The 14717-nt window shown below is 59.4% G+C and carries 10 protein-coding genes and 3 pseudogenes; 10 read left to right on the top strand and 3 right to left on the bottom strand.

The genetic code is table 11. From position 1 onward, the window contains the following. Positions 1 to 75 precede the first annotated feature (75 nt). A pseudogene (locus tag ACMUOY_RS11015) lies at positions 76 to 918 on the bottom strand (recombinase family protein); the annotation flags it as partial. Positions 919 to 1614: 696 nt separating this feature from the next. Between ACMUOY_RS11015 and ACMUOY_RS11020 the strand changes: the two are divergent. The 4 genes from ACMUOY_RS11020 to ACMUOY_RS11035 all read left to right on the top strand — a co-directional run bounded on the left by ACMUOY_RS11020 (position 1615) and on the right by ACMUOY_RS11035 (position 4576). Then, positions 1615 to 2040, top strand: coding sequence for a hypothetical protein (locus ACMUOY_RS11020; RefSeq protein ID WP_413892771.1), 426 nt, complete (start codon positions 1615 to 1617; stop codon positions 2038 to 2040). A 14-nt stretch (positions 2041 to 2054) separates the two neighbouring features. Continuing rightward, positions 2055 to 3017: an RES family NAD+ phosphorylase gene (locus ACMUOY_RS11025; protein ID WP_413892772.1), complete on the top strand. Its 963-nt coding sequence runs from the start codon at positions 2055 to 2057 to the stop codon at positions 3015 to 3017. Between the two features lie 370 nt (positions 3018 to 3387). Continuing rightward, complete coding sequence (locus ACMUOY_RS11030; protein WP_413892773.1) at positions 3388 to 4044, top strand: integrase arm-type DNA-binding domain-containing protein; 657 nt, start codon at positions 3388 to 3390, stop codon at positions 4042 to 4044. Then, positions 4034 to 4576 carry a 2-hydroxychromene-2-carboxylate isomerase gene (locus ACMUOY_RS11035; protein ID WP_413892843.1) on the top strand — a complete coding sequence of 181 codons (543 nt, stop codon included), beginning with the start codon at positions 4034 to 4036 and terminating at the stop codon, positions 4574 to 4576. Before ACMUOY_RS11030 ends, ACMUOY_RS11035 begins: the two co-directional genes overlap by 11 nt. An 889-nt stretch (positions 4577 to 5465) precedes the next feature. On the opposite strand, the gene ACMUOY_RS11040 is transcribed toward ACMUOY_RS11035, so the two are convergent. Then, complete coding sequence (locus tag ACMUOY_RS11040) at positions 5466 to 5684, bottom strand: hypothetical protein (RefSeq protein ID WP_413892774.1); 219 nt, start codon at positions 5682 to 5684, stop codon at positions 5466 to 5468. Positions 5685 to 6379: 695 nt separating this feature from the next. On the opposite strand from ACMUOY_RS11040, the gene ACMUOY_RS11045 reads away from it, so the two are divergent. Then, positions 6380 to 6931, top strand: coding sequence for a lytic transglycosylase domain-containing protein (locus ACMUOY_RS11045; RefSeq protein WP_413892775.1), 552 nt, complete (start codon positions 6380 to 6382; stop codon positions 6929 to 6931). A gap of 147 nt (positions 6932 to 7078) precedes the next feature. Here the strand turns inward: ACMUOY_RS11045 and ACMUOY_RS11050 are convergent. Beyond that, a pseudogene (locus ACMUOY_RS11050) lies at positions 7079 to 7818 on the bottom strand (transposase); the annotation flags it as partial. A 158-nt stretch (positions 7819 to 7976) separates the two neighbouring features. On the opposite strand from ACMUOY_RS11050, the pseudogene ACMUOY_RS11055 reads away from it, so the two are divergent. The 5 genes and pseudogenes from ACMUOY_RS11055 to ACMUOY_RS11075 all read left to right on the top strand — a co-directional run. Then, positions 7977 to 8705, top strand: a pseudogene (locus ACMUOY_RS11055) (IS5 family transposase); the annotation flags it as partial. A 162-nt stretch (positions 8706 to 8867) separates the two neighbouring features. Further along, positions 8868 to 10850: a DNA topoisomerase IV subunit B gene (locus ACMUOY_RS11060; RefSeq protein ID WP_413892776.1), complete on the top strand. Its 1983-nt coding sequence runs from the start codon at positions 8868 to 8870 to the stop codon at positions 10848 to 10850. Positions 10851 to 10936: 86 nt separating this feature from the next. Continuing rightward, positions 10937 to 11722 (top strand): lytic transglycosylase domain-containing protein, encoded by a 786-nt coding sequence (locus ACMUOY_RS11065; protein WP_413892777.1) that lies wholly within the window; start codon positions 10937 to 10939, stop codon positions 11720 to 11722. Then, on the top strand, positions 11722 to 14109 hold the full coding sequence (gene parC / locus ACMUOY_RS11070; protein WP_413892778.1) for a DNA topoisomerase IV subunit A: 2388 nt from the start codon (positions 11722 to 11724) through the stop codon (positions 14107 to 14109). Before ACMUOY_RS11065 ends, parC begins: the two co-directional genes overlap by 1 nt. Positions 14110 to 14206: 97 nt before the next feature. Then, the gene (locus ACMUOY_RS11075; protein ID WP_413892779.1) at positions 14207 to 14698 is read left to right on the top strand and encodes an FUSC family protein; all 492 of its coding nucleotides are present in this window, start codon (positions 14207 to 14209) and stop codon (positions 14696 to 14698) included. The last annotated feature ends 19 nt before the right edge of the window (positions 14699 to 14717 follow it).

The raw sequence follows: 14717 nt of genomic DNA on the forward strand, positions 1-14717 counted from the left end.
AAGCGTCCGTCCATCATTGCCGCTTGCTGGATGCAGGCTACGCTCTGGTGATGTCATGAATTATGTAAGTCTCAATAGTTTGAAGGAGATACGGTTGTAGACGTTGTTGCCGACGTATTTTTCATTGCTCAGTACTTCGCGCACCGTGGCACGCGTCCAGTCACGATCCAGGTCGGTGCGGACCCCCTGGTTATTGAGGCGGGCTGCGATTTGGAATTCAGGCACGCCTTCATCAATGAACCAACGGTAGATCTGATTGACCGTTTCGACTTCCGGCTCCGGCCCTGGCATCAAAATGACCCGATCCGTTTGCAGGCTCTTGTGCTCACCGCGTACCAGTTCACTTTTGACGGACCCAGTCTGGTCGATCAAGACCCGGCGCAGCCCAAAGCCAGCGGGGCCCCCTTGACGGTAGCCCAGTTCAATCAGACGGCATTGACCTGCAAAGACCTTGGCTGACAGTTCCCGGCTGTACTCACCGGCCATGGCACGCTTGACGCCTTTGACTATTGTTGAGACGGGGGAGCCATCGTTTTCGAACTGCTCGGCGCAGTAGGTCACTTGGATGCCGGCGCGACGACAGATGTACTCGTAATAGGCGCTTTCGTCGGCATCCTGGAAGCGCCCCCAGCGGCTGACGTCGTACACCAGGATCATTTGAAAATCGACCGGACCGGCTTCCACGTCCTTGATCAGTTGCTGCAGGGCCAGGCGCCCGCCAATGTTCAGGCCACTTTTGCCCTCATCCGCATAGGTGCGTACGATCTCAACGCCGCGGTGCGCAGCGTACTCACGGATCTTGTCGGCCTGGTTTTCGGTGGAGTACTGCTGGTGTTCGGTCGACATCCGGACGTACTCGGCAGCCCGGAAGTTGGCCGGCCGATCCAACGCATCATCTTTTGGCACATCGGTAGACATAGACCGGATCGCATGCTGTTCAGTTGGGCCGTACGGTAAATGCTCGTGGGCCAATTGGCGATCACGTCCTATCTTTGCAAACGTCTGTTTTGCAAGGGCACTCGGCGCACACAGGGGAAATCTCCACAATCCACGCGTCCATCTTTGCAGGGCCCTTCACCTGAATGGGTCTGATTCGATAGATTCCAGCGGGAAGTCCATCAGGCCTCGTTGACACGTTCGCCGTTGCAGGGTCGAATTCATGCGCGGGATTTGGCTTTGAGCGCTGTTGTTGTCGGTTTCTCTCGGCATACGCCGGATTCGTTGCTCGGTACCGACGCGAGTAGTCTGGGTTTCGGTCGCGCCAGGCACGCTGTGCATCCTGGAGGTTCTCTCGGTAGAAAGGGTCGTCTTGAAGCTTCTTGCGCTGCCAGGCTTGGCGTCGAGCGCGTTGGCAGGCCGGGGACGAGCAATAGGTTTGGTTGTGGACCTGTGGGCGGGGCTGAAAGGGTTGTCCGCAGCAGGCGCAGATCTTGGTCGTCATCAGAATTCTCCATACAAAAAGGGGTATGGGAGTCGTTGTGTGACTGGTGCGCGCGCGTCTGTTGCGTGGTCTTTGGCAGACCGTTAAGATGATGGGCAATAGTTGGTTAAAATGTGTCTCTTTTGTGGTTCTATGACGACTTTTTTTTGTGGCAAGAGGCTTATATGGTTCCTATGGTGAGTGCCCAGTCGACCGCAGGCTTCAGTTTGTTTGACAGTGTTCCTGAAGACTATTTTCACTTCGGGGTTGGCAATTCCTTTCAACCAAAGGTCGTGCCTGAGGTCCTGGGGCTTAAACGCGAAGATGTTTCGAAGCTGGCCTCAGTCTCGCTGAAGTCGGTTCGCTACGACGATTCCATTCCAGAGCCGATGCGCGAGCGTTTGGAGGAAATTGCCATCACCATCAACATGGTGGCCAAATTCTTTGATGGGGACACCGATAAGACGGTGACCTGGTTTAGGGCTCGCAATCCGATGTTGGGTGATGTGTCCCCTAGAGACATGATCCGTTTGGGGCGCTTCGAGCGGTTGCGAAAATTCATCATTAATGCGGTGCTTGATAAAAATCGAACCCATGTTCAAGAGCCGGAAATGGCCTGATTGGACTAGTCGAGTTGCCAAAGCCTAGAAAACTCGTCATTCCTGCGGCGCGAACGGCCCCGCAAGAGCCGATCGGAATACGTGAACTGGATCGTTTCAGCAGCGAGTCGATTGATCGTTGGACCGCTCTGTCGAACGACTTGGATGAGTTGGAGGCGAATTTGTACTTCGCCTTGGAGCCTGAACGACGCCGCTTGCGTCCCGAGTTGATCGCTGCGCTCCAGCAGCACCAGACAAATCCGCTTGTAATTCAGGGGTGGGTGCGAATCGTCGATTACCAGTTTACGAATATGCCTCTGTCGAGCGCTGGCAGCCTGACGGGATATGGTGCTCGATTCAATGCAGGGATGGATTTGGATCCGGGCACACTTAATCCTTGGCCAGCCCTGTACATTGCGGAGGACTACGAAACTGCCTATCGGGAAAAATTTCAGCTCAAATCATCGCAGGCGATTGATGGGTTGAAGCCTGAAGAGTTGGCCCTTGAGCATGGAAGGAGCCATACCACTGTGCTTCTGCAAGGGCGCATTGAGCGAGTCTTTGATATGACCTTGCCTCGGCACCTTGAGGCCGTAGCAAAGGTGCTTAAGAAAATCAAACTTCCGGAGCGGGCGAAAACTTTAAAGAAGAAGCTCCGTATGAAACCGGGTGATCTTTCAATGATCCAAAGTGGCAGGGGTCTCTACGACGCTGTGTTGAAGCACAACTGGCGAGTTCTTCCCGTACAGTTCGGGTTGCCAGCCCGTAGCCATATCTTGGCGGAGCTTATTCGGGTCGCCGGGTTTGAGGCGATTTTGTACAAATCCACGATGGGCCCAGGCAAGTGCCTTGCGGTCTTCCCGGACCAGTTGTCTGGACAGGCCTATGTTGAGTTAGTGGACAAGGCTCCGCCGGAGGTGAGGCACACGCGTCTTGACGATAACTCCGCGGGCGACTTGGCCGGCTGGCACATCCTCCCACCAAGCTTTAGGCGATGAAGGCATGAAAGCCGATGGCAGGCCGTACCTCTTGCGAGGCTGGCGCGGTGCTATTCACGGCCAATTAACTTTTTCATAATCCGAAAAGGACAATCTCCGCAAATAGGGGACAAACACCCGAAACCTTCCTCACCTGTTGGGAGACCGAGTTTGAACCCGGGTCCGCACTACACCACCAATACTCTGTTTAAGGGCCGCTAGGAATCACCACCTAGCGGCTTTTTATTTGTAAAATCAACTACTTATGAAGCATTGAGGACTAACGGGGGCTATTGACAGCCAAACCAAAAGCGGGGAACATGCCGGGGAACAGACCGGGGCAAATGGTCATTTTTCGCAGTCGTTCCCCGCTTTCACTGGAGAAACCCCGATGCTGACCGATGCCCAATGCCGAAATGCAGTTTGTTCCCCGGACAAGAAGCGGGCGCGGTTTACCGATGCCGGGGGGCTGTATCTGGAAGTGAGCCCGGCAGGCTCGAAGCGGTGGTTTTGGAAAACCTACTTTGACGGCAAAGAGGGTCGCATGGCTTTTGGTAGCTATCCGGACGTTTCCCTAACAGCGGCAAGAAAAGCGCGTGACGCGGCAAAGCTGCAAAAGTCCGAGGGTATACCCCCCCCCACACAAGCTCCAATCAAAACGCCAACTCATGCACCCCCTATAGCGCAGACAGCGCAGACAGCGCGGCCATGGCACCGCCGAGGCACCTTCGGCACACTGCGCATGCACCCAGGCGACGCTGGGAAGATCGGTTGCAAGGAAGGCGATTGGGTCAGCATGACGACGCGCCGGGGCAACGCCCGCGCAGCAGTCGAACTGGGCGACGACCTGCAGCCAGGCCATGTGTCGCTGCCGAACGGCCACGGACTCGACTACACGGCGGCTGACGGGACGCCAGTGCACAAGGGCGTGTCGCTCAACGAGCTCACCGATACGACAAGCCGCGACCCATTCGCAGGAACGCCTTGGCACAAGTACGTGCCAGTCCGGATCGAGCGCCTGAGCGCCATGCAAGAGGCTGCCGCATGACGCACGCCGTTACGTACCTGTCCTCCTCGGCGGCCTCTTCAAGCTCGCCAACAACCGGTCTCCGGCCGAGGCATTCGCGGGCATTCCAAAAAAGCGGGCCTACGACTTGCTCGAGGTGCGGCGCTTCATCGAACGCCACGGGCTCACGCGGTTCCGGCGCAACCCCCATTTCCCGGTGAACACCCTGAAGGTGATGCGCGGGGCCATTGCCGCGCAAAAACTGGGCTGTTTCGAGCACTACGTCGAAGCGATCTATGTGGCGATGTGGGAGCAGGAACGCAACATGGGCGAGGACAGCGTGATATTTGAGGTAGTGGACAAGGCTGGCCTTGACGCGACGGGGTTGCTCGCTGCAATGCAGGACTCAGATGTCAAGGCGCGGTTACTCGAAAACACCCAGCGATCCTACGACCGAGGCGCCTTCGGTTCGCCCAGCTTTTTCATTGGTGACGAGCTGTTCTTCGGCAAGGACCGCCTACGCGAGGTCGAAGAGGAAATCATGCGTCAACAGAAGCAGGACCCCAAACCATGATCCAAGCCTCGAATCGTCCAGTCGCCCGTTGGTTGACCCGGAGGCGGGCACTGGCCTGGCACGCTGGATGACAGCAGCCACCTCGATACCGGTCATTGATGCCACCGCGCTGCCGGGTGAGCCGATGTCGGCTTCGTGCCAGGTACCGTAAACCCATTTCTTCGCCGCCATCGACGGCAATCGCTGCATTGCTGAAGTAGATTCCACTCCAAAAACGGGCATACGTTGTTCAGAGAAAAACCACAATCGCCCCAAGTACGTAATTTATACGAACCGATATACACCCGATAGGTTCACTAATATTGCATTTTTTTTGATTTAAACCATCGAGGCCAATGCAGACTCAATGAAACGTTGTGAGCTGTCAGATTAGAACTTCTCATAGTTCTAATAGAAGTATTGAGTACTTCTTAGACGGTATAGTAAGTCTCGCATATTGCTAATATCTAGCGATACATAGCCGATAAGGTAACCTCAAAAATTTCTTTTCGCTTTGAATTCGGATTTTGGAGATTTTCTTCATCGGGGTACGCCTCCAGTACCCCCAGTTACCGCTCCAAATGCAGGAACACCCCCCCTGGGGTCTGTTGTTAATATTTCTTCCCTTGCCCCCCATGTGGGGCTCTTCCATCAGGTGGTATGAGAGGTAAGATAGGCGAGTTAGTGGGTAGTCAAGCGGTGGGTAGCGGGGAGCGAACCGGGGAACAAGACGGTGTTGTTTGGGCGATAACGTAGAATTCATGCTGGTTTTAAGGCATCTTTCAATTGACCCCAGCCCACCAATAGTGAAGATAAAGGCCGCTAGGGGTATACTGCTCGCGGCTTTTTTCTTATGTAAATCATAGACTTGCGTGCATGGAGCGATAGCCCGAGCGCAGTTTGGTGATCGTTAGGGCCAGGATGTCGGCGCGGGTGTCCCAGGCGTGTTCCCGTCACCGTTGTGGCTGTTGAAGCGCTGTGGGCTCTTCTCGTCGTAGCCGGCGCCGCGGCGTGCCTCAACGTCGAGTTTCATGAAGCGCTGGGCCGTGAACTGCACCATCTGGCGCAGCATGTCAACGTCTGCTCCCTTCTCGGCGAGCAAAGTTAATGCGATAGTGGCGTCGGTCATCGTGACGTCTTTCAAGGATCAAGGTTGGTGGGTCGCACCTCAACCTTATCCGGACTCACGATGGCCACCCCCATGGGAACTCCAACGCCTGCTCTGCAGGCGCTTCGGGCTTCGCGCCGCGGAGACCAGAAAAACTTACACCACCTCCAAGGAGGTTACCCACAGCTCGACTGTCTCAGATTGAGCCGTTACCCGGCGGACTTTTGCAGACCATGCTTAACCTTGCATACCACGGACTTCCGGAATTATGATTGATATGAAAATTGGGGGCAGATCACGCATGCTAGCGATTCACGCCCCGGGTCCACAACTCCGGTTGGCACCTCTCGCATTGGTCGGAGCTTGAAATGAATTTGTCAGGGACGTCTTCCTAGTATCAACGCGAATATTGCGGCTCCGTTCCCGCTGCATAATTTGGATATGATCTGGCAAACGTTGCTGAGGGAGGTCCGGAAGTGATTCTAACTAAGAAAAATCAGAGGCGAAGGACTGGGAAAAGGACAGAAATCGACCTTTCAACCCAACGAAATAGGCAAACTTCGCGTCATTTGACGCTGATCCCATCTCTCCATCGCTTGTTTGGTATTATACAGATGCTACCGAAGTACTTCATTATTTCGTTGAGCCTTTATTTTTTTGCTGTAGTTGCACATGCCGAGTATGAACGATCGGATTTCCTTGAAAGAAATTCCAACTTGGCTGAATCAAAGCCAAAAATATATAAGCATCTTTCTGGCGGGGTAACAACATTCTCTGACACTCCGCCGGCTAGAGGTGCATATACTATTCTAAATGAGTCTTGCTTCGCATGTGGTTTGAATTCAAATATTGATTGGCATACAACAAAATTATATCTAAATGATTATTCTGGGGAAATAGATGCTGCATCTGAAATGTACAGGCTTGAATCATCTTTGGTACGTGCTGTAATACATGCTGAATCTGGTTTTAGGCCACTTGCAAAATCCAAGAAGGGTGCTGTAGGACTAATGCAGTTGATGCCTGATACTGCTCGTGAATTAGGCGTTACGGATGCAAGAGTTCCTTCTTATAATATACGAGGCGGAACTCGGTACTTGGCTGGTTTGCTCATGAAGTTTAGAGGTGATATTGATTTGGCAGTAGCGGCTTATAATGCAGGCCCTATGGCAGTAGAAAAGCATAAAGGGATACCGCCGTATGCTGAGACTGCAGCCTACGTTCAACGAGTTAATATATTGTATAAACGCTACAAGAGCGTCAGTTAGCTGGCTGTTGAAATACCCCGCGTCCGAGAGAGATCGCTTGCTCGATTTGTTTGATTTTCAGATTTTGGAGTTTCGCATTTTGAAATTTCACCGGTTTTCAAGTCCGTTCTCTCGCGTTTGAGCCGCTTTCCCTGTTCTTTTGGCCGCTTACGGCTCCTGCACACGGATTTGCCCCAGCGAGCGCGTATGTGCAAGGTTGTAGCGGGCCATCGCCAACACAAAGACCTGATCGACATTCTTTAGGCCTCGTACCATCACCTCGTGGATGCCCCATTGTCTTTGTCCAACCGAAGCCGTGTTCGATGAGTTTGCGCTTCTGCTGCAGGATCTTGGCCACGGCCTTAGGCACCGCCGAGCTACGCCCTTAGGTGTGGCGGCGCCACATGAGGGGTGACGTTCATCTCATGCAATGCTTCGATGAACTCCTGTGCGTCATAGCCATTGTCCGCACCAAGCGTGAGGGTGGTGGCCCAATCGCCCGATGCCTGGCGAGCCTCGTTGATCATGGCCTTGGCCGCTTCGCGTTCGGCATGGTCGCCGGCGGTGGTAATCATCGCGCTGGCCATCAAGCCGTGACGGTTGTCACTGAGGGTGTGCCCCATGAAGCGCAGGTCGCTGGCGGTGTTGTACTTGCGGCACAGCCGGGCATCGCGTTCGGTGGTGGAGGCATGTTTGCCGTTGCAATGCGTCTTGCCCTTGATGTTGGCCCCGTCATCGTCGCTGCCGTCACGGTGCTCTAAGCTTTTGTGTTCGGCCGTGGCCTGGATGAGGGTGTCGTCCACACTGAAATATTCGCCCGATAGCCAGCCTTTAATGTTTGCAATGGCCCGCACTTCGTAGAACAGTTCAATCATGGTGTCGTGCTTGATCAGACGTTCACGGTACTTGCATACCGCGCATCGTGAACAGCCTTTCGGTGAAAGTGTCGGCTCCGCGCATGTGTTGGGCGGAGAGGTTTTCAGCGGCCTTCAAGTGTGGTGTTTGATTCTTAAGCATGGTCTGTAAAAGTCCGCCGGGTGACGGCCCAAACTGAGACAGTTGAGCCATGGAACAAATGAGCTTTGCCAGCGCCGGATTCAAGTTGGTCGCCAAGCGCACGCGTGACGCACCCCTGAATTTCCGGACGAGATGAGCCTGGTGATTCCGTGGTCCGAACTGCTGACCCTGATAGCGCCGCATGCCCCATTGGGCAGGACGGGGCGCCCGCCGTTTGCCACCGAAGTGGTGCTGCGCATTACCTGCTGCAACAATTCTTCGATCACTGCGATCCGGCCATGGAAGAAGCGCTGCACGACATCCCGCTGTACCGTGAGTTTGCCTGGCCCGATACTGGCATCACGCACTCAAGGCCGGCACAGTGGTCGATGCCACGTTGATTGCGGCACCGAGCCCGACCAAGAACGACAGAGGGCAACGAGACCTCGAGGTGCACCAAACCAAGAAGGGCAATCAATGGCACTTTGGCATGAAGGCTCACATTGGCGTGGACGCCGATTCGGGCCTGGTGCACACCGTCACGACCACATCAGCCCATGCACACGACATCACCCAGGCGGCTGCGCTGCTGCACGGGCAAGAACAACAGGTCTTTGCGGACTCGCGTTACCGGGGCGTTCACAAACGCGAGGAGGTTCAGGCGCAACACCCACAAGTCAACGGGCACATTGCCATGATCCCGGGCCAGCGCCGTGTGATGGACAAGAATCGACCCATCATTGGACTCAAGGAGCAACTGGAGCAGATCAAGGCCTGCATCCGCGCCAAGGTCGAGCACCTGTGAAGGGTCATTCAGCTAAAGGTCATTTGCGTCAATGCCCGCTTAAGTTCAAAACAGAATGCAACACGACAACAGAATGCCTGACGAGGCAGGTCGTTCTTTGCCGTGTACCTGTTATTGCATACAGCGTTTTCTAACAGCGGCACTACAATCCGCCCCATGGCAACGAATCCCGCAGTCAAGACATCCGCTGATTACTCCGAAGGCTCGATCCGCGTGCTCAAGGGCCTGGAGCCTGTCAAGCAGCGCCCGGGCATGTACACCCGCACCGACAACCCGCTGCACGTGATCCAGGAAGTGCTGGACAACGCAGCCGATGAAGCGCTGGCCGGGCACGGCAAGAAGATCAAGGTCACCCTGCACACCGATGGGTCCGTCACTGTCGAAGACGACGGCCGCGGCATTCCGTTCGGCCTGCACCCCGAGGAAAAAGCGCCGGTCATCGAACTGGTCTTCACCCGCCTGCATGCCGGCGGCAAATTCGACAAGGGCAAGGGCGGCGCCTACAGCTTCTCGGGCGGTCTGCACGGCGTGGGCGTTTCCGTCACCAACGCCCTGGCGACCCGGCTGGAGGCCACCAGCTACCGCGAAGGCAAGGTGGCGCGCCTGGTGTTCTCGGGCGGCGACGTGATCGAGCCGCTGGTGATCAGCGAGGCCGGTCCCGGTGAGCGGCGCAGCGGGACCGCAGTGCGCGTCTGGCCGGACCCGAAGTACTTCGAATCGGCCATCCTGCCGCTGGGCGAGCTCACCCACCTGCTGCGCAGCAAGGCGGTGCTGATGCCGGGCGTGAGCGTGACGCTGACCCTGGAGAAGACGAAAGAAGTCCAGACCTGGCTTTACAAGGGCGGCCTGCGCGACTACCTGATGCAGACGCTCAATGGCGATCCGGTGATTCCGCTACTCGAAGGCGACGGCTTCGCCGACGGCCAGCACGACAGCTTTGCCGAAGGCGAGGGCGCAGCCTGGTGCCTGGCCTTCACCGAGGACGGCGGTGCGGTGCGTGAAAGCTATGTCAACCTGATTCCCACCAGCGCCGGCGGCACCCATGAGCTGGGCCTGCGTGATGGGGTCTTCAACGCCGTCAAGAGCTTCATCGAGCTGCACTCGCTGCTGCCCAAGGGCGTGAAGCTGATGCCGGAAGACGTGTTTGCCCGGGCCTCCTACGTGCTCAGCGCCAAGGTGCTCGATCCCCAGTTCCAGGGCCAGATCAAGGAACGGCTGAACTCGCGCGATGCGGTGCGCCTGGTGTCCAGCTTTGTGCGCCCGGCGCTCGAACTCTGGCTCAACGAGCACGTCGAGCACGGCAAGAAGCTGGCGGAGCTGGCCATCAAGGCCGCGCAGACGCGCCAGAAGGCCGGACAGAAGGTCGAGAAGCGCAAGGGTTCGGGCGTGGCCGTGCTGCCCGGCAAGCTGACCGACTGCGAAAGCCGCGACATCGCCTACAACGAGGTCTTTCTGGTCGAGGGCGACTCGGCCGGCGGCAGTGCCAAGATGGGCCGCGACAAGGAAAGCCAGGCCATCCTGCCGCTGCGCGGCAAGGTGCTCAACACCTGGGAGGTCGACCGCGACCTGCTGTTCAAGAACAACGAGATTCACGACATCGCGGTGGCCATCGGCGTCGACCCGCACGGGCCCGACGACACGCCCGACCTCTCCGGCCTGCGCTACGGCAAGGTCTGCATCCTGAGCGACGCCGATGTGGACGGTTCGCACATCCAGGTGCTTCTGCTGACGCTCTTTTTCCGCCACTTCCCCAAGCTGATCGAGGCCGGCCACGTGTTTGTGGCCCGCCCGCCGCTGTTCCGGGTGGACGCGCCGGCGCGCGGGAAAAAGCCGGCTTCCAAGGCCTATGCCCTTGATGAAGGCGAATTGACCGCCATATTGGATAAGTTGCGCAAGGAAAATGTGCGCGAAGGCGCGTGGAGCATCAGCCGGTTCAAGGGACTGGGCGAGATGAACGCGGAACAATTGTGGGACACCACGCTCAATCCGGATACGCGCCGCCTGTTGCCGGTGCAACTGGGTACGATGGATTTCATGCAAACCGAAAACCTGATCACCAAACTCATGGGCAAGGGCGAGGCCGCGGCCCGGCGCGAGTTGATGGAACTCCACGGTGACGCGGTGGAGATCGACATCTGAGCCCACTGACCATGCCACGCCTGCCTTTTCATCGATTTTTCGAATTGTTCGGTCGAACCCCAGCATGGGTGGGTCTTGTCCTGCTATTGTTTTTGAGTATCCCGGCCCGCGCCGACGTCTGGGCCCACATCGACGAAGCGGGCGTGGCGCATTTTGCGAACGAGCAGGTCGATCCGCGCTACCAGCTGTTTTTCCGTGGCAGCCCGCAGGCCGCGGACACTGCGACCGGCACGGCACGCGCAGTTGCGGTGCCCACGGCGCAGCCGAAGCTGGTGGCGTTCTTTGAAGTGGCGCCCGGATTTCGCAATGTCAAGCACCTGCTGCGCGAAGCCTCGGCTCACCATGATGTCGATTACGAACTGCTCAAGGCCCTGATTGCCACCGAATCCGGGTTCGATGCCGGCGCCGTGTCGCCCAAAGGCGCGATCGGCCTGATGCAGGTGATGCCGGCCACCGCCGCACGGTATGGCGTCAATGCCGACCGGCGCGCCAGCATCGAGCAGAAGCTGGCCGACCCCGCCATCAACATCCGCGCCGGTGCCAGCTACCTGAGCTACCTGATCCGGCTCTTTCCGGGCCAGCTGGAACTGGCTCTGGCCGCCTACAACGCCGGTGAAGGCGCGGTGCAGCGGGCGGGCAATCGTGTGCCCAATTACCGGGAAACCCAGAACTACGTCAGCACCGTCATGCAGCTTTACAACCTGCTCAAGCCACCGGCCGCCCTGGCGCCGTCGCCGCGACCGGGGGGGCGGGTGCACATGAGCTTTCCTGCCCCGGCCGGTGGCGCGGTCGGGCGCGGCAACATGATTCCTCCCTCCCTCCCGGCCGTCGTGGCGCCTGCCGCCATCGTGCCGCGTGACACCTTCTATTGATGAACGACCAACCGACGCTCGATCTCTCCCCGCCCGGGTCCGACGACTCGCTCAACCTCGCCACCTACGCCCAACGCGCCTACCTCGAATACGCCCTGAGCGTGGTCAAGGGCCGCGCCTTGCCCGATGTGTGCGATGGCCAGAAGCCGGTGCAGCGGCGCATCCTGTACAGCATGTCGCGCATGGGCCTGGGCTTCGGTGGGCCCAACGGCAATACGGGTGCCAAGCCCGTCAAGTGCGCCCGTGTGGTGGGCGACGTGCTGGGCCGCTTCCATCCGCACGGCGACCAGGCTGCCTACGACGCGCTGGTGCGCATGGCGCAGGACTTCTCCCAGCGCTACCCGCTGATCGATGGCCAGGGCAACTTCGGCAGCCGTGACGGCGACGGCGCCGCCGCCATGCGCTACACCGAGGCGCGGCTGGCCAGGATCACCAGCCTGCTGCTCGACGAAATCGATGAAGGCACGGTCGATTTCCAGCCCAACTACGACGGCTCCACCGAAGAACCGAAACAGCTGCCGGCCCGGCTGCCGTTCACCCTGCTCAACGGGGCCAGCGGCATCGCCGTGGGCCTGGCCACCGAGATCCCCAGCCACAACCTGCGCGAAGTGGCCGATGCCTGTGTGGCGCTGATCCGCAACCCGAAGCTTTCCGACGACGAGCTGTTCGCCCTGGTGCCCGGGCCCGACTACCCCGGCGGCGGCCAGATCATCAGCACGGCGGGCGACATCGCCGATGCGTACCGCACCGGGCGTGGCTCGCTGAAGTGCCGCGCGCGCTGGAAGATTGAAGACCTGGCGCGCGGCCAGTGGCAGCTGGTGGTCACCGAGCTGCCGCCGGGCGTCAGCACCCAGCGCGTGCTGGAGGAAATCGAGGAGCTGACCAACCCCAAGGTCAAGGCCGGCAAGAAGGCGCTCACGCAGGAGCAGAACCAGCTCAAGGCCAGCGTGCTGGCCGTGCTGGACGGCGTGCGCGACGAGTCCAGCAAGGACGCGGCGGTGCGCCTGGTCTGTGAACCCAAGACCAGCCGCATTGAGCAGCAGGAGCTCATCACCACGCTGCTGGCCCACACCAGCCTGGAGACCTCGTCGCCGATCAACCTGACGATGATCGGACTGGACGGCCGGCCGGTGCTGAAGTCGATGCGCCAGATGCTGCTGGAGTGGATCGAGTTCCGCCAGGGCACGATCATCCGCCGCTCGCAGCACCGCCTGGACAAGGTGCGCGACCGCATCCACATCCTCGAGGGGCGGCAGATCGTGTTGCTCAACATCGACGAAGTGATCGCCATCATCCGCGCCAGCGACGAGCCCAAGGCCGCGCTGATGGCGCGGTTCCACCTGAGCGACCGCCAGGCCGAGGACATCCTGGAAATCCGCCTGCGCCAGCTCGCGCGGCTCGAAGCCATCAAGATCGAGCAGGAGTTGTCGAACCTGCGCGAGGAAGCCGGCAAGCTCGAAGAGATTCTGGGCAACCCGTCCAGCCTGCGCCGCCTGATGATCAAGGAGATCGAGGCCGATGCGAAGACCTTCGCCGACGCCCGGCGCACGCTGATCCAGGCCGAGAAGAAGGCCGTGCTCGAAGTGCGTGTGGTGGATGAGCCGGTGACGGTGGTGGTGTCGCAAAAGGGCTGGGCCCGCGCCCAGAAGGGCTGGGCGCGCGACCGCGCCGGCAATGGCGCCACGGCTGGCACGCCGGAGTACACCTTCAAGGCCGGCGATGCGCTGTACGGCGCCTTCGAGTGCCGCTCGGTCGACACCCTGCTGGCCTTTGGCTCCAACGGCCGCCTGTATTCGGTGCCGGTGGCCTCCCTTCCTGGTGCGCGGGGTGACGGGCAGCCGGTCACGACGCTGATCGAGCTGGAGTCCGGCACGCAGTTGGTGCATTTCTTCGCCGGCCCGGCGGCGGCCACCTTGCTGCTGGCCAGCTCCGGCGGCTACGGATTCCTCGCCACAGTGGAGAACATGGTGTCGCGGCAGAAGGCGGGCAAGGCCTTCATCAGCCTGGGCGAGGGCGAAACCGTCTGTGCGCCGTCGCTGGTCAGCCTGCCCGTTCCCGGGGCCGGTGCTTCGGCCGTCGCCCCGGCCACGCATGTTGCCTGTGCGTCCACGCTGGGGCGCATCCTGACCTTCGAGATCGGCGAACTGCGGGCCATGGCCAATGGCGGACGCGGCCTGATGCTGATCGATCTGGATGGCAAGGACACCCTGGCCGGCGCCGCCGCCTACACCCGCAGCATCCGCATCGAAGGCCTGGGCCGCGGCGGCAAGCCGCGCGAGGAAACGCTGGAGATCCGCAGCCTCAACAACGCACGCGCGGCCCGTGCGCGCAAGGGCAAGGCGGCGGATCTGGGCTTCAAGCCCGCCAGCGTCACGAGAATCGAATAGTTTGGGTCGTTTCCCAGCGTCGAATGGTCATGGATTGCTATCAAGATAGGAGTTTTCTGGAGGCGCATCCGGGCCTGTGGCCGGGAGCGATTGCCCCATGATCACGCCCGGCGGCTACCAGACGGCGCTCCAGATTGCGTTGGTGTCCCTGGCCTCCTACATCTGCGGTGAGGCGGTCACGGGCTACTTCCACAGCGCCTCGGCCAAGACGGGCGGCATGTGGGCGGTCATGTCTGCGGTCGTCGTCTTGCAGCAATTGCGCGGGGAATCCGTGCCACGGGTCTGGCGTCTGATTGTGGCCACGTTCATCGGGTCCCTGGTCGGCGCCGCCTATCTCAGCACCCTGGGCTTCAGCGCATTGGGCTTGGCGGTTTCGGTTTTTCTGGCTGTCATTGCCTGCCACGCCTTGCGCCTGCCGCCCGAGGCCAACCACGCGGCGCTTTCAGTCGGGGTGGTGATGGTCGTGACCAGTCTGCATCCAGGCCTGCACCCGCTCCATAGCGCGGCACTGCGCTTCGCCGAGGCCTGCATCGGCACGGCGGTGTCTGTGCTGGCGGTCCGCGTCTGGCGCGGCCCGGGTGCCGGCTGAGGCCAAGACCAGGCGGGCA

It is taken from the genome of Candidatus Skiveiella danica (assembly GCF_022705245.1).
GTDB lineage: Bacteria > Pseudomonadota > Gammaproteobacteria > Burkholderiales > Burkholderiaceae_C > Skiveiella > Skiveiella danica.